Origin of the sequence: Mesorhizobium sp. BAC0120, assembly GCF_033542235.1 — a bacterium.
Lineage (GTDB): Bacteria > Pseudomonadota > Alphaproteobacteria > Rhizobiales > Rhizobiaceae > JAWRCU01.
Window position 1 is genome coordinate 398,393 of record NZ_JAWRCU010000004.1, and the last position, 19,351, is coordinate 417,743.

A 19,351-nucleotide genomic window follows, 5' to 3' on the forward strand; every position below is an offset into this window, starting at 1 on the left:
CTCCGAGGCGCTTCTGGGATGCCGCCGCTAGAGCATCTTGCAGCCAAGTGATTCCGCTTGGCTGCAAAATGCTCTAAGCGGTTGAAACCTGAAGGTCAGGCTCTGCAGTCGTATCCCATCCCACATCAAACGGCGCGCTGACATCGCAGACGACTCCGGCTGGCGGATAAGCGATCTGGACCTTTCCGTTCAATTCCATGGCCAAAACGCGTTCGATCAGCCGCGATCCGAAGCCGCGACGGGTCGGAGGTACGACTGTTGGTCCGCCTTGTTCCTGCCAGCGCAATTCGAGATGCGGAGAAGGGGCAGGGCTGATCCTCCAGCTGACCGTCACCTTACCCGTCGGAACGGACAGCGCACCGTATTTGCCGGCGTTCGTCCCAAGCTCATGCAGGGCAAGTGACAAGGCCAACGCCACTCTTGGCGGCAGCCGCACCTCTGGTCCGCTGACCTCGAAATGCTCGCGCTGATAGGGAGCAATCGCTTCGGTCACCACCGCCGACAACTCTGCGCCATCCCAGCTGTCGCGGGTGAGCAGGTCGTGAGCCCTCGACATCGAGAGCAGGCGTGCATCGAAGGCCTCGCGGGCCTCTTTATTGTCATTGCCGAATGTCTGGCGTGCGATGGCTTGAACCGTGGCCAGCACATTTTTGACGCGGTGCTTCAACTCGCCCATCAAGACCCGCTGAAGGCGCTCTGCCTCCTTTCGCTCCGTGATGTCGCGTGCGATTTTCGAAGCCCCAATGATCCTGTCGTGCTCATCGCGGATCGGCGAAACAGTCAATGACACATCGACCAAGGAGCCGTCCTTGCGCCGCCGCTTCGTATCGTGGGGCTCGACGCGCTGGCCGCGACGGATCTGTTCGATGATCATCGGCTCCTCGTCGGGGCGGTCGTCCGGAACCAAAATCGTGACCGGCCGGCCGACCGCTTCCGAAGCGCTATAACCGTAAAGCCTCTCTGCACCGACGTTCCAGCTTGTGATCGTCATGTTCAGATCGGTGCTCAAAATGGCATCGTCCGACGAAGCGATGATGGCGGCCAGCCGACGCTCGACCTCCTCCGCGCGTTTGCGCTCCTCGATGTCGATAACCGTCGCGACGGCTTGATGCACTTTGCCTGCCGTGTCGCGGATTGCTCCGATAGAGCTGCTCACCCAGATATAGGATCCGTCGTTCCTGACATATCGCGTCTCGACGACGAAGCCAGTTCCCTCCTCGAGCATCTGACGAAACAAAGCCGAGTTCTTGGTCAGGTCGTCGGGATGGGTGATCTCTTGCATTCGCATGTGGAGCAGGTCGGCTTCGGTATAGCCCAGAATCTCGCAGAATCGCTGATTCACGAGGACGAAACGCCCGTCAGTATCTGTCAGCGCTATTCCGCCCGTAGCCTGCGAAAAGATGGCGCGCAGCCGTTCCTCGTTTTCCCGCAGCGCGGCTTTTGCGAGGACCTCCCCGGTTGTCTCATTGACGATACAGAATACACCCTGAACTGCCCCGGCCTCGTTGCGGACCGCCGAGTAGGAGATGTCGAAGTGAACGTTTTCAGGGTAGCCGTGGCGCTCGATGTAGAAGGGACGGTCCTTCGCGGATACGGTTTCTCCGGTACGCAGCACATGCTGCAGCAGCGGCTCCAGGTCGGACCACAGCTCAGACCAGTTCTCACGCGCCGGACGTCCGAGAGCTCTCGGATGCTTGTCTCCGATCGTCGGGGCGTAGGCGTCATTGTAGAGGGCGACGAAATCCGGACCCCAGAATATGACGATCTGGATTTCAGCGGGAAGCATCAAACTCACCGCCGAGCGCAGGCAGTCTGGCCACTCGCAGATCGGCCCCAACGGAGTATTTGCCCAGTCATGAGCGCGGATGAGAGCTCCCATCTCGCCTCCGCCTTGGGGGAATTCATCCCGACGCAGCCTGACCTCCATCATCAAGGGTATTATAAGATCTTGATCCTTATCGCGGAGATTGGCTTCGTCAATCAGCCGTTTATCGGCTCAGAGCATGATTCCGAAAGGTTGTTGATGCTTGCGCTTCGCGCTGCTGCACTTGGCGAGCGGCAAAAGCGAGCAGGCCAATGTTGCCGGCTGTCAGTGCTCATGCTGGCATAGCGTGTGATCGGCAAGCGAGCGGATCACGTAGCAGTCACCGACAGTGTCGCCTGAACAGCACGACGCCATGCGGTCGAGTTCCTGTTCAAGGCGCTGCAACCTGGCAATGCGGTCGCGAACGGCGGCAAGTTGCTCCTTCGCGATGCGGTCTGCATCGGCGCATGGCCGGTCCTTGTGGTCGCTGAGATCGATCAGCGCGCGAATCGCGTCGATGCTGAAGCCGAGATCGCGGGCATGCCGAATGAACGCCAATCGTTCCAGCTCGGACCTGCCGTATCGGCGCTGGTTGCCCTCCGAGCGCTCGAGCGCAGCGAGCAAGCCCATCTGTTCGTAGTAGCGGATGGTCGGGACCTTCACCTGGGTTCGGCGCGACAGGTCGCCAATCGAATACATCGCGATTCTCCTCTTGAACCTCTAGTCGCTAGAGGAACTAGGTTGTCGGGCGGTCAATGACAACCGGCGCACCAATGGAGCGTCAGTTCCAAACGTCCTCCAGAGAAGGCATCATGCATATCACTCAAACGCGCTACCGGATCACCGGGATGGACTGTGCCTCCTGCGCAGCCAAGATCGATACCGCGGTCCGACGGATCGATGGGGTCGAGGATGTGTCCGTATCGGTGACCGGCCAGAGCATGTCGGTGCTCCATCAGGGGACGGTTCTGTCCGATGCAATCCTGAGGCAGGTCGCAAAACTCGGATACGGCATTATTCCGGCGGAGGATGCGCGCCCGACGAAATTTGGAAGACCTGTCGCACACGACCATCATGATCACGCTGACGAGGGATCGTCCGGCCTTTCCTGGTGGCGCTCCGGGAGGGCGATGCTCACCCTGGCATCCGCAGCGGCGTTGGTCGCCGCATATGTCCTCGGCAAGCTCGTCCCGGCGGCAGAATATTGGGCCTTCCTGGCGGCGCTGCTTGTCGGACTGGTCCCGATCGCGCGGCGGGCCTTCATGGCAGGCATTTCGGGCACGCCTTTCTCAATCGAGACCCTCATGACGATCGCCGCCGGCGGCGCGGTCCTTATCGGCGCGGCGGAAGAGGCGGCAACCGTCGTCCTGCTTTTCCTCGTGGGCGAATTGCTTGAAGGAGTGGCGGCCGGGCGGGCCCGAGCCAGCATACAGGGCCTCGCCGACCTCGTGCCGAAGATTGCCCTCATCGAGCGGAACGAACGCCTCGAGGAACTACCCGCCGAAAATCTTGCTGTCGCAGACGTGATCGTCGTGCGCCCCGGCGACCGCATTCCCGCCGATGGCGAGATCGTCGAGGGATCGAGCGAGATCAACGAAGCGCCGGTCACCGGAGAGAGCACGCCGAAGCGCAAGGGACCCAAGGACACCGTCTTTGCGGGTACAATCAGCACCGACGGCGTGCTGAAGGTCAGGGTAACGGCGGCGGCCGAGGACAATACGATCGCCCGCGTTGTGCGCCTGGTGGAAGAAGCCCAGGAAAGCAAGGCACCGACCGAGCGCTTCATCGACCGCTTCTCGCGCTACTATACGCCGGGAGTGCTCGTCGTCGGCGCGCTGGTCGCGGTTCTGCCGCCGCTGCTTGTCGGCGCGGGCTGGAACGAATGGATCTACAAGGGGCTGGCGATCCTCTTGATCGGCTGTCCCTGCGCCCTGGTGATCTCGACCCCGGCCGCCGTCGCGGCGGGCCTTGCCACAGGTGCAAGGCGCGGCCTCCTGATGAAAGGCGGCGCGGTTCTGGAGAATTTCGGCAAGATCACGGCGGTTGCCTTCGACAAGACGGGAACTCTGACCGAAGGCAGGCCCGTGGTGACGGACATCGTCGCTTTCGACCGCAAGGAGCGCGAGGTGCTTTCGATGGCCGCTGCCCTTGAACAGGGTTCCAGCCACCCGCTTGCGATAGCCATCCTGGAGAGAGCAAAAGCTGCCGGCGCTCCCGTCCCGCCTGCCTTCAATGCCAAGGCCAGTTCAGGGAAGGGCGTGGAAGGCAGCGTCGGGGGACTGTCCGTCTTTCTCGGTTCGAGCGAGGCTGCCGAGGAGCGTGCAAGCCTGACGGCCGACCAGACGGCAGCTGTCGAGACCCTCAGAGAACAAGGCAAGACCGTTTCCGTGCTCGTGGCAGGCGGCGGTGCCGCTGGCCTCATCGCAATGCGTGACGAGCCAAGGGCCGACGCGAAAGCAGGACTGGCCGCGCTGAAGAGAGATGGCATCCGCGCCGTTATGCTGACTGGAGACAACCGGAAGACAGCTGCGGCGATTGCCAACGAACTCGGGATAGAAGTCAGGGCGGACCTGCTGCCTCAAGACAAGCAGCGCATCGTCGGCGAGTTGCAGCGCGAGGGCTTCATGGTCGCGAAAGTCGGCGATGGCATCAATGACGCACCCGCATTGGCCGCGGCCGATATCGGCGTGGCAATGGGCGGCGGCACCGATGTGGCGCTGGAGACGGCCGACGCCGCGATCCTGCACGGCCGTGTCGCCGACGTGTCTCGCATGATTGAGTTGTCGCGTGCCGTGATGGCGAACATCCGGCAGAACATCGCTGTCGCCCTCGGCCTGAAGGCTGCGTTCTTTGTGACTACAGTGATTGGGATCACCGGCCTGTGGCCTGCCATACTGGCGGACACGGGAGCGACGGTACTCGTCACTGCGAACGCGATGCGGCTGCTGCGCTGGAAGGGGCGGAGCGGAGATATCGGTCCACAGGCGCGTCGAACATTGACTTGACGCCGATCAAAGCGCTTGCCGTTGAGGAGTGCAATTTGCCTCCGGCGAGATGTCGGGAGGATGCGAGACCTCAAGTGTTGCTTGGGTGCGTTCTTGATTTCTGCCGTCATGATTTCTTCGGGCTGGGCGGCAAATGAGGCGAGTACAGTCCGAGTGGCGTTGCTCGACATGTCGAGCGTCATGCCGGCGGGAATTTTGCACCAGACCAGGCAACCAATTGTGCTGCCGTCACTCCAGATCGAACTGAGTGGTGAGCAGCTCGACGGAGCCGTAAGTGTATAAACACATTCTCATTCCGAGCGATGGATCGGAATTGTCGCAAAAAGCCGTCGCGCATGGGATAGAGCTGGCGGCAGCCTTGGATGCCCGAGTCACCGCTCTCACCGTCACGATTCCATACCATTCGCTCGAATTGGACCCAGCGCCTGTCGCGGATATCCCGGGGGCAGCCGATTTCGTCCGTGAGTATCTGCACGGGCGGCCAAAGCTCTATCTCGAAGCCGTCGAGACTGCTGCAAGGGTGAAAGGCGTCACCTGTGAAACCCTGCAAATCGAACACGATCATCCCTATGTGGCCATCATCGAGACGGCCCAGGCCAAGGGGTGCGACCTCATAGTCATGGCCTCCCATGGCCGAAGCGGACTTTCGGCAATTGTGCTGGGGAGTGAAACGGTCAAGGTTTTGACCCACACCAAGATTCCGGTGCTCGTCCACAGATCTTGATCACAACGGTGCGGCCCAGCGCGTTCCGAGGAGCCGCGGAGGTCCGGGAGAAGGGGGCTTGCAAACTCTCAATATATATTCTACTTAATTGAATAATGAGCGCGGAAGACCTGCCATGACCCAAACCAAAATCACCAACGACCTCTCCGTTATGCCTCAGCCCGACCTCGCCACGATCAGCAAGCTTCGGAGCGATGGCTTCGGTGCGCTGATCAACGCACGGCCGGACGGGGAGGAGGCTGGACAGCCCGGCAGCATCGCCGAGCAGCGGGCTGCAGAGGCAGCGGGGCTTTCGTACGACTTCATTCCTGTGTCCGGCCCAACCATCACCGAAGCAGATGTGCGTGCATTCCAGAAGGCGCTCGCGGGTGCGAAGGGTCCGGTGGTTGCCCATTGCAAGAGCGGTTTGCGCGCGCTGACGCTCTACACATTGGGCGAGGTTCTTGACGGACGGATGCGCAAGGAAGAGGTCGCGACTTTCGGCCAGACCCACGGCTTCGACCTGTCCGGGGCGGTCAAATGGCTCGAGCGATCGGCAGCAGCTTTGCCGCAGGTCAAGGGCTTCTTCGACCCGCGTACCTGGAGCGTGCAGTACGTCGTCACCGATCCGGTGACCAAGCGTTGCGCCGTTGTCGATCCGGTCCTTGATTTCGACGAGAAGTCCGGCGCGACCGCAACCGGCAATGCCGATGCCATCCTCGCCTATATCGAGAAGGAGGGGCTTACCGTCGACTGGATCCTCGACACACATCCTCATGCCGACCATTTCAGCGCCGCCCATTATCTGAAAGGCAAGACCGGCGCACCAACCGCCATCGGCGCGCATGTCACGGACGTGCAGAAGCTCTGGAAGGGCATCTACAATCTGCCGGAACTCGCAACGGATGGCTCTCAATGGGATAGGCTGTTCGCCGCAGGCGACAGGTTCAATGTCGGTTCGGTGGAAGGCCGGATATTGTTCTCGCCCGGGCACACGCTTGCCTCGGTAACCTATGTCATCGGCGACGCTGCATTCGTCCATGATACGATTTTCATGCCAGATTCGGGAACGGCGCGAGCGGATTTCCCAGGCGGCAGCGCCAAGGCGCTGTGGGCTTCCATCCAGGCGATCCTTGCGCTTCCGGATGAGACGCGCCTGTTCACCGGCCATGACTATCAGCCAGGCGGGCGCAATCCGCGCTGGGAGAGCACCGTCGGCGATCAGAAGCGGACGAACCCTCATCTCGCGGGGGTCGATGAAGCCTCGTTTGTGAGGCTCCGCGAGGCGCGCGATCGCACTTTGCCGATGCCCAAGCTTATCCTGCATGCGCTGCAGGTGAACGTGCGCGGCGGCCGGCTGCCTGAACCGGAGGCGAATGGCAGGCGCTATCTGAAATTTCCGCTCGATGCGTTGGGAGGTGCTGCATGGTGACCGAAGTAATATCCGTTCGGCAGCCGGCGATGGTACGCGAGGAAATGGAAACACGGGCCGCTGAGGTTGCTGGCCTCCTCAAGACGCTGTCGCACCCCGCGCGCCTGATGCTGGTTTGCACCCTGGTGGAGGGTGAACGTTCCGTGAGTGCGCTCGAGGAAGAGCTTGGCATTCATCAGCCAAACCTGTCGCAGCAGCTCGGCGTACTGCGCGAGGCCGGCATTGTCGAAACGCGCCGTGAGGCCAAGCAGATTTTCTACAGTCTCACCGAGGCGAAGGCGGCGGAGCTTGTCGGCGCGCTCTATGGGATCTTCTGCGCGGAGGACGGCCGATGACCAGTTATTGGCATGCCCTCGCGGGTGGCGGGCTGATCGGCCTTTCCGCCGTGCTCCTGCTCCTCGTCAATGGCCGTATTGCCGGTATCAGCGGCATTGCCGGCCGGCTTCTGCAAGGCAAGCAGGTCTGGCTCAACGCGGCCTTCATTCTCGGCCTGATCTCCGGCCCCGTTTTCTACAGCGCGGTTTTCGGAACGTATCCGTCAGCCACGGTCGTCGCTTCGGGGCCGGTGATGGCCCTGGCAGGCGTCTTCGTCGGCTTCGGAACGCGCATGGGTTCCGGCTGTACCTCGGGACATGGCATTCTCGGAATGGCGCGTTTCTCGCGGCGCTCGATAGCGGCGACAGCCATTTTCCTTCTGTCGGGCATTCTCGTGGCCACGATTTCAGGTCTCTTCCAATGAATCGAATCGTCATTCTTCGCATTTCAGCGTCGCTGCTCGCCGGCATCATCTTCGGTTTCGGCCTGTCGGTTTCCGGGATGATCGATCCTGCCCGCGTCCGCGGCTTTCTCGATGTGGCAAGCGGGAATTGGGACCCGAGCCTGATCTTCGTACTTGGCGGCGCTCTCGCCGTCGCCATTCCCGGAATAGCGCTTCAGCGCACTCTTGGACGGCCTTTCCTGGACGACAGGTTCCACCTGCCGGAGCGAAAGGAGGTCGATCGGCGGCTTGTGATCGGTTCGGCAATCTTTGGAACCGGCTGGGGCTTGGCTGGTCTTTGCCCTGGCCCGGCGATCGCCGGTCTCTCGATCGGACTTGCCCCCGTCTTCCTGTTTACCGCTGCGATGGCGGCAGGCATGCTGATCCATGACCGCTTTGTTGCCTCGGTGACGAAATGACTGTCGCGGCGCAACTGGCGGCCACAGGTTCTGGCGGACTGGTCGGGTTTACTCTCGGCCTGGTCGGCGGCGGCGGTTCGATCCTCGCCACCCCGCTGCTGCTCTATCTTGTCGGGGTGGCCAGCCCGCATGTGGCGATCGGCACCGGCGCGCTCGCCGTCTCGGTCAACGCCTATGCAAATCTGCTCCCGCATATGCGCAATGGCCATGTCTGGTGGCGCTGCGCCGCGGTCTTCGCCCTCATAGGCACCATTGGCGCGGTCGCCGGGTCCACGCTGGGCATGCTGATGGACGGCGAGCGGCTGCTCTTCCTCTTTGGTCTCGTGATGGTCGCTGTCGGTCTCCTGATGCTTCGCCCGCGCGCTGCCGCGGTCGCTGATGCGCGACGCGTCGACTGGCGGATGTGCCTGACGACAGCCTTGGTCGCGATTGTCACCGGTGCTGCCTCGGGCTTTTTCGGGATTGGAGGCGGGTTCCTGATCGTGCCAGCCCTGATCCTCGCGACCGGGATGCCGATCATCAATGCGATCGGTTCCTCGCTGCTTGCAGTGGGTACGTTTGGACTTGCGACCGCGGTCAATTACGCCCGATCCGGGCTGGTCGATTGGCAGGTTGCAGCCGAGTTCATTGGCGGCGGCGTGCTTGGCGGAATGCTCGGCATGATCCTGGCAACGAAGCTTGCGGCGCGCAAAAACGTGCTGAACCGGATCTTTGCGGCGCTGATCCTGACAGTCGCGGCCTATGTACTATACAGAAGCCAAGCCGTGTTTGGGCATAGTCCCTAGGCTTTCTCGACTTCTCCGCCGTTCTCTGCCCAATCCTTGAAAGCGCCGAGGTTGTGGACACGTTCATAGCCCATCTCCTTCAGAACCTTGCCGCTCAGGGCCGAACGGCCTCCAGAAGCGCAGTACAGGATCACTGGCCGGTCCTTTCGAAGTTCAGGATTGTGATACGGCGTATCCGCGTCGGCGCGGAACTCCAGCATGCCGCGGGAAATGTTGAGCGCGCCTTTGACCTTGCCGCTGGCCTGGACCTCCGTTGGGTCGCGGACATCGACGACGAGGGCATTCTCATCCGAGATCAGTCTCCTTGCCTCGTCGGCTGTGACCTTAGGCACCACTGCATTTGCTGCCGCCAGCATTTCCTTCACGCTGCTCGCCATATGCTCCTCCGTACGTGGACATCACATCTTGATGCAGCGTAGCGAAACACGTGCGAAACCAGAATATGAGCAAAGGCATATCTCTTGCGGGCAGGGAGTGCATACGGTTCACAATGCCGCCAAAGGCTTCAATGCCACTGGCGGATCAGCAGAACGCGCCGGTCCCAACCGGCAATTGCGCTTGCATCGGTTCGCGGCGCAAGCCGTCCGTCGGGCAGTGCTTGAGCCAGCATTTCTCGCGGCGCGTTCATGTCGGGCTGGGTCGATGCCAGCGTGAAGAGCGACAGAAGCCGATCCAGGCGTTCCTCGATGACCGAGCCAACCCAAACGGGCGAAGCATCTCCGTCCGTGAGTTTCAGGTCGACCGACCATAGCCTCAGCACGAAGCGCGACTCGCTCGATGGATTTTCGCGCTGGCGGATGAGAGTGAGGCTGGGTAGCTGTCCGCTCTCAAAACTAGGCAGCACCGGAAGGCGGGCCGGGCTGGCCGTTGTCGTAAGCCAGCCCAATGCGCTCAACGAAGTCCACGACACAGGTGTTTGCCAGCCTTTGTCGGCCAGCAACGCCTCCAGTTCGGCCAGGCCACCGGCCCATTGCACCGTCAGTGGTTCCTGGAGTTCGCCAGTAAGATCGACGCGCCTGTCAGGCAGGTCCCGCCAGCCGCTTGTCCACCACTCGTCGGCGGCCATGATCGGCGTTGAGGCCTTCACGGCATAGCGCTGCACATCCAGAGCATGGCTGCGCGAGATATTAAATCCACCAGCAAAGGCCAGTGCCGCACAGCCGACGACGAGCAGCCCCGCAGGTCCGACGGGCTCCTGCCTCCCTCGCAGGTAGGAGAGTCCGACTGCCGCCAGCCACACGGTTCCGAACGCCAGCCCGCCAACGACATCGGAGAACCAGTGCGCGCCCAGATAGAGGCGCGAGAATGCAATCAGGAGAATGAGGGCGGCGGCACCAAAGGCGACCGGCAAGCGCCAGGCAGGACTGAGTTCGCGCCCGATGAGGAAGGCAAGAAAGCCGTAGAGGACGAGATTGACCGTGCTGTGCCCGCTGGGAAAGGCGAACGCGCTCCAGCCGGAATAGAGCAGCTCGCTGGGGCGGGGGCGATGCAGCGCAACCTTGATAGCCGTGTTGAGTGCCGAGGCGCCTGCGACCGCCAAGAGCCAATAGCCAGCAGTGCGCCAGGCGCGCCTCCATGCAAGCCAAAGAAAGACGACCAGCGTGACTGCCGTCACGACAAAGGTATCGCCCAACTCCGTAACGGCGATCATCGCCCGGTCGCCGGGCGCCGTGCGCAATTCCTGGAGCGCATGGTAGATCGACATGTCGACGCGCACCAGCGGATCACCGCTGACGACGTCTTCCAGGACGCCGAGGAAGAGCCACGCGGCACCCACCAGCAGCAAGGCGAGCGCTGCGATCCTTCTCAACTGCGGCCGGGATGGATCGAGCAGGTTGAAGACGCTCCGTTTCAGCCTCGTATCGCCGGTGCTGGACCACGCCTGCAGGTTCACGGCCCCGGTCGTCAGCACGGGAATGCCGCGGTGCAAGGTGAAGCGCACGACGTGGATCACGGCCCACAGCAATATGATCAGCAAGACTGCCATGATCGCGAGCGGCTTCGCCGCAGCGCCGAGCAGTCCGATCGAGGTGCCTACGAGCATGCCCGGCAGGATGTGCGAGGGCGCCCAGACGAGGGCGGACAGGATGTTAGCAGCATAGAACCGCCACGCCGGCATCCTCAGCATGCCCGCCAGCAACGGGACGAAGGCGCGCACGCCCGGCGTGAAGCGGGCGAGAAAAACGCTCTTGTCGCCGTGCCTCGAGAAGAAGGCTTCGCTGCGGGCGATCAACTCGGGATATCGGTCAAGGGGCCAAAGACCGAGAAGCTCTCTTTGATACCGGTGACCGATCCAGAACGAGAGGCCGTCGCCGACGATCGCGCCCGCCATGGAAGCTGCGAGCAGGGGCCAGAGCGTTACCACGCCGCTCGGCACCAAGGCGCCGACGGCCAGGATCACGGCGGAGCCGGGGACGACCACGCCGATGACCGGGATGGATTCTGAGAGGGCCAGCAAGAATACAACCGCGTAGGCGAGATGCGGATGCGCGCCGATATAATCGGTGACGGCGGAGAAGAATGACGTCACCACCGGAAAGGCGCCCTAAAGAATGCCGGTGATCAGACGGTCAGCCCGCGTTCCTTCCCTATAGACCGCAAGGACCAGCATTGCGGCTGCGACCCCGGTCAACGCGCCACCGAGCACATCGCTCATATAATGAGTCCCGATATAGACGCGCGAAACCGTCACCAGGATTGCCCCGGCGAGGAACCAGAGTCCTATGCGCCGCATCCCGTGCAAAAGGAACGCGGCCGCGATGGCGAAGGTCGCCGTCGCATGATCGGAGGGGAAAGAATAGTCGGCGCTGGGGGCAATCAGAAGGTGGGTAACCCCGCCATCGTAGGGCCGCAGCCGATGGACGAACAGCAGGATGACCTGATTGAGGGCCAGGCCGAGCAGGAAAGAAAGCCCTGCAGCGACCAGAACGTGCCGCGTGCGTTGCCGGTCGGTTCTTCGCCACCATTGCAGCGCAACGGCCAGGACCAGAACCGGAACTCCTATTGCCGAACTCCAGAGCATCAGGAAGTCCAGCATCGGGTTTGCCCCGGCTGGGGCATTGATTGCGTGCGTAACGGCAGCGTCAAGTTCGTACATGGCGACTATTCGGTCCTGTTTCCTCAGTGTTCGCGCCCCGCGCTATCGCGGATGTCTTTCCGCGGAAACTCGTCAACCGGCCGCGAATGGGCAGCAGGCCGGCGATCGTCAGTACGGCGAAGCCGGCACCGGCGATAAAGGTGACTTGCGGTCCGGCGGCGTCCCAAAGCGCGCCCGCGACGATGCTGGCGGCAAGTAGCGCCAGGCCGGTGATCAGGTTGAAGACGCCGAAGGCGGTGCCCCGCAATTCCTCAGGCGCAGTCTCGGCAATGAGGGTCGACAGCAGCCCTTGAGTGAATCCCATGTGCAGGCCCCAGAGCGTGACGCCGATTGCAATGCCGACGATCCCCGTCGTGAAGGCGAGCGTGAGGTCCGCCGCGACAAGCAGAGCCAGGCCCGCAATCAGGATGGTCACCCGATCCATCCGGTCAGACAGAATCCCGATCGGATAGGCCGAGAGCGAATAGGCGAGGCTCATGATTACCAGCACGATCGGCACCAGCGCCAGCGGCAAGCCGATCGACTGCGCGCGCAGGATGAGAAAGGCTTCGCTGAAACGGGCAAGCGTGAACACGGTCGCAACCGCCACCACCCACCAATAGGTGCTGCTGAGATGGCGGAACTCGTCGCGACTGAGCGGCATGCGGACATTGCGCATTTCGGCCGGCCGTTCCGGTTCCTTAACTGCCATGACGATCAGGCCGACGGACAAAAAGGCCGGAACGACAGCGATCCAGAATACGGTCTGGAAGTCGTTCGCTGTCAGCCACATCAGACCGATGGCCAGGAGCGGCCCGATAAATGCACCGAGAGTATCCAGGGATTGGCGCAGGCCAAAACTGGCGCCGCGCAGATTCGGCGGGGCGATGTCGGCGACAAGAGCATCACGCGGCGCGCCGCGAATGCCCTTGCCGATGCGGTCTACGAAACGCGCGCCGACGAGCCAGTCGATTGACGAAGCGAGCGGAAAAATCGGCTTCGTAATGGCGGCGAGGCCGTAGCCGAACGCTGCAAGGAACTTGCGTTTGCCAAGCCAGTCGCTGAGCGCGCCGGAGAAGACCTTGGTGATCGAGGCGGTCCCCTCGGCGACGCCTTCGATAATGCCGACGGCAAGTGTCGAGGTGCCGAGCACCGTCACCATGTAGACGGGAAGCAATGAGTGGATCATCTCGGACGAGACGTCCATCAGCATGGAAACGAAGCCGAGCGCCCAGATCGCGCCGGGAATCGCGGGCAGCCGAGAATGTCCGAATGTGCGTATCGTCATTGGTCGCCGCACCCCACCGTCAGCGGTTCTCGTCATGGGCGTCAAAGACGCGCTGGGCGTAGCTGTCGAGCAACGCCTCGCAAGCGTGTAGCCGCTGGGTGGCCTCATCGGCCAAGGTTGCGCCGTAGAAGTCGAGCTTCTTGATCTTCGCCAGCCAGCCTTGGAGCTTCTTCAGGTCGGTGTCTTCCTCTTCGAGTTCCGCGTAAGTGAATTTGTTGATCGCAATCTCCTTGGCGATCTCGTTCTCGAAATCGGCGCACCGGCCGAGGAATTCGCGATATTGTTCGTCCCGATCCACCTTGAAGCGTGTGATGACCTTCTCTTCCTGGCTACGATCGAGCGCGACCGTCTCCAGGATCACGGCTTCGCCGCCCATTTGGGAAATGTCGTTTTCCAACATTTTGAGCCTGCGCATGTGGTCGTCCGTCTTGGGCAACAGGCAGACGCCGTTCTGCAGGTAGATTGCTCCCATCGCTTTAAGGCGGCGCCAAAGCGCAATTCGCTTTGCGGCCGGTTCAGGAGGGACCTTGTAAGTCAACAAAAGCCACGCAAGCGTAACCATGGAACAACTCTAGTGTAACCATGGTAACAATTCAACTCACTTGCAGCCTACCCGCGCCTTGACGACACTCATGCGCGGGCGGGCTGCGTCACCAGTTCGCCGTCCTCCTTCGTGAATGTGGTGACGGGATTGGGAAGCAGATCGAGCACCAACTCCGAGGGGCGACAAAGCCGCGTGCCGAGCGGGGTCTCCACGATCGGCCGGTTGATCAGAATGGGATGCTTCAGCATCATGTCGACCAGCTCATCCTCGGTCCATTTCGGATCGGCGAGGCCGAGCTCCGCATAAGGCGTCCCCTTCTCGCGCAACAGGCCGCGCGCCGGCAGGTTCATAGCCTTGAGCAGCGCGACAAGGCGCTCACGGGACGGCGGGTTCTTCAGATATTCGACGACCACCGGCGTCTCTCCGCTCGCCAGGATCATCGCCAGCGTATTGCGTGACGTGCCGCAATTCGGGTTGTGGTAGATCGTGATGGTCACGCGCTTGTTCCTTTCAGTAGCCGAGGCACCGCATGGTTCAACAGCCCGTCTTCGTTCTGGCCGATGTGTCGAAGGCAGCTGCCGAGTGCAAGCCAGGTCGATGGATTCAAGGGCAGGCTGATCAAGGCCGCAATGCGGTTCTTCATGAGACGCGTCTTGGGCAATATGGCCGCATGCAAGTTCGCTGCCATCATCAGGATGGTAGCCGAGCGCGTCGAACTCGAGGATACGGCGCTGCTCACCTTCGAGGTCAGCGACGGCGATCGGCCGATACCGCTCTATCGCGTTGGTGAGCCGGTGGTCGTCGGCGATGAGGTGCATGTTAGGCGGGGGGTCTCGGCCGGCCTTGTGCAAGCCGCGCGACCGCTGGCTGGCAGGGCAAGGTCGCCGAGAGGCCGCCGGCTGTTGCGGAAGCAAGTCCCAGCCCTGCTGCGCCTGATGGGCAGCTCGGCCAGCCGGGGCAAGCCGTCGGAGCCGATCTCAGCGCGGCAATAGCCGCGAAGATATGACGGCTGGCTTCGCCCGGCTCGTAGTCCGCCTGCTGATCTCCTTCTGGATGAGATCGGCCGCGAGGGAGCCGGTCTCGAATTCGATGCGGGCGGCCGAGATGCCGAGGCGGGCGGCACTGTCCAGGCAGCTGCGGGTGAGAGAGCGGACTGCCTGCTGCAGGTTCTCCGGAGTCGAATCGGCTGCAACGTTGTACGCGAGCCACTTTTGCATGAAGGCGGCCGCGTCAGGTTCTCGACGGGTGATCATGGGATTGTTCTCGCGCCCTGTCCGGGAGGGGCGGTGTCCCTCTGCCGTGAGCGCGAATCAACGCACTTGCCGCTTAACAAGTTCCACGTTCAGAAGCGGCGTATGCGCGAATTTGCATCCGAAAAGCCAGGCGCCGGGCGGCGGCAACATCGCCGCCCGGCAGTCTGTCGATCACATACCCTTGTCTTTCAGGATCTGTGCCGCGTTCTCGGCGGTGACCTTCTCGGTCGGCAGCGTGATGGTCTTCTCGACCTTCTCGCCGTTCAGGAACTTGATCGCCTGGCGCAGGCCTTCCGCGCCCGGCGTGGCATAGAGGAAAGTGGCCGTCAGCTCACCGTTTTTCACCCAGGTCACGCCTTCGGCCGGCAATGCGTCGATGCCAATGAACTTCATCTCCTTCTCGCGGCCGACATCCTTCGCCGCGAGATAGGCGCCGTAGGCCATGGGGTCGTTGTGGCCATAGACCAGATCGATCTTCTCGTTGTTGCGCAGCGCGGTCGCCATGATGTTGTAGGCCTGGTCCTGCTTCCAGTCGCCGGACTGCTGGTCGAGCAGGTTCTTGATGCCGGGCTCCTTGTCGGTGAACTCGTGGAAGCCGTCATGGCGATCATGCGCAGGCTGCGTGCCCATGCCGCCCCAGATCTCGACGACATTGCCTTTCGCCTTGCCCTTGCCGCCGAGCAGCTCGACGGCATACTCGCCGGCGGCGCGGCCGATCAGCTTGTTGTCGCCGCCGACGAACTGCGTGTACTTGTCGGTATCGACATTGCGGTCGAGCACGAAGACCGGGATCTTGGCGTCGATCGCCTGCAGCACGACGCCGGTGAGGCCCGCGGATTCCTTCGGCGAGATCAGCAGCGCATCGACTTCCTGGCGGATCAGGTTCTCGACATCCGCGACCTGCTTCTCGGTCTTGTCCTCACCGTCGGTGATGATCAGGTCGACCTCCGGATGTTTGGCCGCCTCGGCGATGATGTCCTTGTTGAACTGGGCGCGCCACGGCTCGATTGTGGTTGCCTGGCTGAAGCCGATCTTCCACTTCTTCTCCTGCGCGACCGCATGGCCCGACACGAGTGCGGTGCTGGATGCCAGGACCGCTGCCGCTGCGGCCAGTTTGAACAGATCACGGCGTTTCATTTGCGCTTCCTCCGATGTTGCGAGACACGGTCTCATTTGACGCCTGCTGTTCCGCGGGCGTTTCCGTTGGCGCCCGCCGCATTGCCGGCAGGCGCAGAAAGGCGAGGAGGTCGGCGGCGTTGCGCTCCTGGAGGAGCACCGTGCCAACGATGATCAGCCCCTTCAGCACGAGCTGAAGGTTCGAATTGATGTTGTGGAGCTGCAGGATGTTGGAAAGCAGCCCGAAGATAAGCACACCGCAGAATGTGCCGGCCATCGTGCCGCGCCCGCCCATCAGGCTGGTGCCGCCGATGACGACGGCCGCGATCGCGTCGAGCTCGAGGCCGGCTCCCGCATCCGGCTTGCCCTGCCGGTACTGCGCCACGTAGAGCACCGCGGCGATGCCGGCGAGCAGCCCCGACATCGCATAGACCGCAATCTTCACGCGACCGGAATCAATGCCGGAAAGTCGCGCCGCCTCCTCATTGCCGCCGATCGCATAGACGTAGCGGCCGAACGGCGTGAAGCGCAGCACCGCGCCATAGATCAGCAGCGCCCCGATGAAGAACAGGCCCGGCATCGGGACGATGCCGAATACCAGCGAACGCAGATTGTCGAACTCGGCGACCGCATTGGTGCCGGTGTAGACCGGCAGCACGGCATTGTTCTGGCCGGCCGTCAGTCGCGCTATGCCGAGCGCAGTCACCATCATGGCGAGCGTGACAATGAAGGGCTGTAGCCGGCCGGCGACGATGATGAAGCCGTTGATCGCGCCGAAGAACAGCCCGACGCAGGGCACCACGATCAGCACGCCGAGCACGCCGAACTTTTCTTCTGCTTCCGGGATAAGATACCAGAGCAGAGCCGCGCCGAGCACGATGCCGACCGCGCCAGGCACGAGAAGGCCGCGTGTCGCGTTGAGGCTTACGTCACGGCCTGCTTCGCCCCTGGCGCGGGATTTCTCGATATTGGTGAAGATGAAGCGGACGATGGCGAAGCCGACGAAGAGCGCGACGAGCACGGTAATCGGTATGCCCATCGCAGAGGCCGGCGTATCGCCCGGGACGGTGAGCAGCATCGCGCAGACGACGCTGCAGATCGCCATCAGCGATCCGACGGACAGATCGATGCCGCCGGTGATGATCACGGCGGTCATGCCGGTCGCGATGAGACCGGTTGTCGAGACCTGGCGCAGCACGTCGAGTAGGTTGCCGTAGGACAGGAAGATGTTCTTGCCCGACGAGGTCACCGGCGAGAACAGCATGCCGACAAGGAAGATGCCGATCAGGCCCCAGTAGAGCTTGGTGCGAGAGGCGAGGCGCAGAACGCTCATGCCACTTTCCTTCCGCCATTTGCGCTGCGCGGCGCGGCAAGCTGCATGATGCGCTCTTCGCTGGCTTCGGAGCGGGAGAGAAGTCCGGTCTGGACGCCCTCCGACATCACCAGGATGCGATCGGAGAGATGCAGGAGCTCGGGCAACTCGGAGCTGACCACGACGATCGCCAGCCGCTCCCTGCGCGCAAGCCTGAATATCAGGTCGTAGATTTCGCGCTTGGCGCCGACGTCGATGCCGCGGGTCGGCTCATCGAGCAGGAGCACGCGTGGCCTGGTTGCAAGCCATTTGCCGATGACGACCTTCTGCTGGTTGCCGCCTGACAAGGTGTTCGCCGTCTGCTCGATGCCGGAGCAGCGGATGGCGAGCGATTTCACCGCCTGGCGGGCGAGGGCGGCTTCACCCCCGAAAGAGCGCAGCCCGAAGCTCGCGAGCTGGTTGACGAGCGGCAGCGCGACGTTGTCGGTGATCGATGCGCCGAGGTGAAGCCCTTGCGTCTTGCGATCCTCCGTGACCAGCGCAATGCCAAGGCGCCTGGCATCCCGGGGCGACCGGATATCCACGGCAACACCATCGAGCCGAACCTCGCCGCCCGCCTGTCCGTTCGCGGAGCCGAAGATCGTTTCGAGGATCTCCGTGCGGCCGGAGCCGAGCAGTCCGCCTATGCCAAGAATTTCGCCGGCGTGAAGGTCGAAGCTCACGCCGCGCAGCACTTGCCGCCAGCCGCGGCGATGCGGTTTGGAAAGCCTCAGGCTCCGTACCGAAAGCACGACGTCGCCAGCTTCGTTCGTGGCCTCTTCAGGAGCCGCGTGCAGACTGCGCCCCACCATGGCGGCGACAATGCGGTCCTGATCGAGCTCCGCGATTTCCTTTGTCAAGACATGGCGGCCGTCGCGGAACACGGTGACGCGGTCGGCAAGCTGCATCACCTCGTCGATGCGGTGGGAGATATAGACGATCGCGGTGCCCTCGGCTGCGAGTTGCCTGATGATCCTGAAGAGGCGTTCGCATTCCGCCGGGGACAGCGCCGAGGTCGGCTCGTCCATGATCAGGATGCGCGCCGAAAGCGACAGCGCTTTGGCGATCTCGACAAGCTGCTGCTCGCCAACGCGCAGGGAGGCGATGCGCTGGTCCGGATCGAGGTCAATGCCGAGCCGTCCAAGCAGGTCGCGAGCCGCGGCGCGGGTGGCCTTGCCGTCGATGATCAGGCCGACGATACGGGGCTCGCGGCCGAGAAAGATGTTGTCGGCCACAGTGAGCTCCGGCACGAGATTGAGCTCCTGATGGATGATGGCGATGCCTTCCGCTTCCGCCTGCCTGACATTGGCGAAGCTGACGGGGCGTCCGTTTATTGCGATCTGCCCCTCGTAGCTCGAGTAGATCCCCGCGAGAATCTTCATCAGCGTGGACTTGCCGGCGCCGTTCTCGCCCATCAGGGCGTGGATTTCTCCTGGCTTGAGATCAAGACGCGCATCCGTCAGCGCGGCCACGCCGCCAAAACGCTTGCTGATCCCGGACGCAACCAGCAGGGCCGGTGTGTGGCCGGACGAATGAGACGCAGCCGGACTGCCAATAGGGACGCCACTCACGACAACAATGGCCTCCCTTCCACGTTGCGGACGACAGCCAAAAGCTAGTCTAAACGTTTCGAAGCTGTCAACGAGCCATTCGCAGCCTGCTCCAACAAAAGGCTAATTGCACGGCACGCAGAGCAATGTATCAGCTCATTTCGTTGCGTCCTTCGCAGAAATGCCCTACTGATCGTCGGCAAAGTCTGTCGAAACGTTTCGGTGAAGTGGAAAAATCCGTTCGCAAGACCAGGAAGTCGAGCGCGCC

At 62.4% G+C, this 19,351-nt stretch carries 20 protein-coding genes; 8 read left to right on the top strand and 12 right to left on the bottom strand.

Features of this window, described 5'->3' with window-relative positions; translation table 11 throughout:
* Positions 1 to 73: 73 nt before the first annotated feature.
* Together SAZ10_RS12265 and SAZ10_RS12270 are read right to left on the bottom strand one after the other, a co-directional pair.
* A complete protein-coding gene (locus SAZ10_RS12265) occupies positions 74 to 1,879 on the bottom strand; it encodes a PAS domain S-box protein (protein WP_412535203.1) in 1,806 nt (601 codons plus the stop codon).
* A 210-nt stretch (positions 1,880 to 2,089) separates the two neighbouring features.
* Positions 2,090 to 2,503: a helix-turn-helix domain-containing protein gene (locus tag SAZ10_RS12270; RefSeq protein ID WP_318609493.1), complete on the bottom strand. Its 414-nt coding sequence runs from the start codon at positions 2,501 to 2,503 to the stop codon at positions 2,090 to 2,092.
* Between the two features lie 113 nt (positions 2,504 to 2,616).
* Here SAZ10_RS12270 and SAZ10_RS12275 point away from each other — a divergent pair, with 113 nt between their 5' ends.
* The 7 genes from SAZ10_RS12275 (at position 2,617) to SAZ10_RS12305 (ending at position 8,905) form a co-directional block, all read left to right on the top strand.
* Positions 2,617 to 4,809, top strand: coding sequence for a heavy metal translocating P-type ATPase (locus SAZ10_RS12275; RefSeq protein ID WP_318609494.1), 2,193 nt, complete (start codon positions 2,617 to 2,619; stop codon positions 4,807 to 4,809).
* A 274-nt stretch (positions 4,810 to 5,083) separates the two neighbouring features.
* Entirely contained in the window at positions 5,084 to 5,533 is a 450-nt protein-coding gene (locus SAZ10_RS12280) for a universal stress protein (protein ID WP_318609495.1), read from the top strand.
* Between the two features lie 115 nt (positions 5,534 to 5,648).
* Positions 5,649 to 6,944 carry a bifunctional sulfur transferase/dioxygenase Blh gene (blh, locus tag SAZ10_RS12285; protein WP_318609496.1) on the top strand — a complete coding sequence of 432 codons (1,296 nt, stop codon included), beginning with the start codon at positions 5,649 to 5,651 and terminating at the stop codon, positions 6,942 to 6,944.
* Positions 6,938 to 7,279, top strand: a complete 342-nt coding sequence (gene bigR, locus SAZ10_RS12290) for a sulfite-sensing transcriptional repressor BigR (RefSeq protein WP_318609497.1) — start codon at positions 6,938 to 6,940, stop codon at positions 7,277 to 7,279. Before blh ends, bigR begins: the two co-directional genes overlap by 7 nt.
* On the top strand, positions 7,276 to 7,683 hold the full coding sequence (locus SAZ10_RS12295; RefSeq protein WP_318609498.1) for a YeeE/YedE family protein: 408 nt from the start codon (positions 7,276 to 7,278) through the stop codon (positions 7,681 to 7,683). Before bigR ends, SAZ10_RS12295 begins: the two co-directional genes overlap by 4 nt.
* The gene (locus SAZ10_RS12300; RefSeq protein ID WP_318609499.1) at positions 7,680 to 8,120 is read left to right on the top strand and encodes a YeeE/YedE family protein; all 441 of its coding nucleotides are present in this window, start codon (positions 7,680 to 7,682) and stop codon (positions 8,118 to 8,120) included. Before SAZ10_RS12295 ends, SAZ10_RS12300 begins: the two co-directional genes overlap by 4 nt.
* Positions 8,117 to 8,905 (top strand): sulfite exporter TauE/SafE family protein, encoded by a 789-nt coding sequence (locus SAZ10_RS12305; protein WP_318609500.1) that lies wholly within the window; start codon positions 8,117 to 8,119, stop codon positions 8,903 to 8,905. Before SAZ10_RS12300 ends, SAZ10_RS12305 begins: the two co-directional genes overlap by 4 nt.
* On the opposite strand, the gene SAZ10_RS12310 is transcribed toward SAZ10_RS12305, so the two are convergent.
* The 6 genes from SAZ10_RS12310 to arsC all read right to left on the bottom strand — a co-directional run bounded on the left by SAZ10_RS12310 (position 8,902) and on the right by arsC (position 14,310).
* Positions 8,902 to 9,282 carry a rhodanese-like domain-containing protein gene (locus SAZ10_RS12310; protein WP_318609501.1) on the bottom strand — a complete coding sequence of 127 codons (381 nt, stop codon included), beginning with the start codon at positions 9,280 to 9,282 and terminating at the stop codon, positions 8,902 to 8,904. The two genes, SAZ10_RS12305 and SAZ10_RS12310, sit on opposite strands and share 4 nt — an antisense overlap.
* A gap of 128 nt (positions 9,283 to 9,410) precedes the next feature.
* Positions 9,411 to 11,438 carry a bifunctional DedA family/phosphatase PAP2 family protein gene (locus SAZ10_RS12315; RefSeq protein WP_318609502.1) on the bottom strand — a complete coding sequence of 676 codons (2,028 nt, stop codon included), beginning with the start codon at positions 11,436 to 11,438 and terminating at the stop codon, positions 9,411 to 9,413.
* A gap of 12 nt (positions 11,439 to 11,450) precedes the next feature.
* The gene (locus tag SAZ10_RS12320) at positions 11,451 to 12,002 is read right to left on the bottom strand and encodes a phosphatase PAP2 family protein (protein ID WP_318609503.1); all 552 of its coding nucleotides are present in this window, start codon (positions 12,000 to 12,002) and stop codon (positions 11,451 to 11,453) included.
* On the bottom strand, positions 11,989 to 13,269 hold the full coding sequence (locus SAZ10_RS12325; protein ID WP_318609504.1) for an MFS transporter: 1,281 nt from the start codon (positions 13,267 to 13,269) through the stop codon (positions 11,989 to 11,991). The genes SAZ10_RS12320 and SAZ10_RS12325 overlap by 14 nt, the downstream gene beginning before the upstream one ends.
* A 19-nt stretch (positions 13,270 to 13,288) precedes the next feature.
* On the bottom strand, positions 13,289 to 13,831 hold the full coding sequence (locus SAZ10_RS12330; RefSeq protein WP_318609505.1) for a Chromate resistance protein ChrB: 543 nt from the start codon (positions 13,829 to 13,831) through the stop codon (positions 13,289 to 13,291).
* A 68-nt stretch (positions 13,832 to 13,899) separates the two neighbouring features.
* Positions 13,900 to 14,310, bottom strand: a complete 411-nt coding sequence (gene arsC, locus SAZ10_RS12335; RefSeq protein ID WP_318609506.1) for an arsenate reductase (glutaredoxin) — start codon at positions 14,308 to 14,310, stop codon at positions 13,900 to 13,902.
* Positions 14,311 to 14,454: 144 nt separating this feature from the next.
* Between arsC and SAZ10_RS12340 the strand changes: the two genes are divergently transcribed.
* Complete coding sequence (locus tag SAZ10_RS12340) at positions 14,455 to 14,805, top strand: hypothetical protein (protein ID WP_318609507.1); 351 nt, start codon at positions 14,455 to 14,457, stop codon at positions 14,803 to 14,805.
* Here SAZ10_RS12340 and SAZ10_RS12345 read toward each other — a convergent pair.
* From SAZ10_RS12345 to SAZ10_RS12360, 4 genes are all read right to left on the bottom strand, one after another.
* Entirely contained in the window at positions 14,791 to 15,066 is a 276-nt protein-coding gene (locus tag SAZ10_RS12345; protein ID WP_318609508.1) for a hypothetical protein, read from the bottom strand. The two genes, SAZ10_RS12340 and SAZ10_RS12345, sit on opposite strands and share 15 nt — an antisense overlap.
* A 171-nt stretch (positions 15,067 to 15,237) precedes the next feature.
* Entirely contained in the window at positions 15,238 to 16,203 is a 966-nt protein-coding gene (locus SAZ10_RS12350; RefSeq protein ID WP_318609509.1) for a substrate-binding domain-containing protein, read from the bottom strand.
* A complete protein-coding gene (locus SAZ10_RS12355) occupies positions 16,190 to 17,515 on the bottom strand; it encodes an ABC transporter permease (protein WP_318609510.1) in 1,326 nt (441 codons plus the stop codon). Before SAZ10_RS12355 ends, SAZ10_RS12350 begins: the two co-directional genes overlap by 14 nt.
* A complete protein-coding gene (locus SAZ10_RS12360; RefSeq protein WP_412535208.1) occupies positions 17,512 to 19,089 on the bottom strand; it encodes a sugar ABC transporter ATP-binding protein in 1,578 nt (525 codons plus the stop codon). The genes SAZ10_RS12355 and SAZ10_RS12360 overlap by 4 nt, the downstream gene beginning before the upstream one ends.
* Positions 19,090 to 19,351 lie beyond the last annotated feature (262 nt).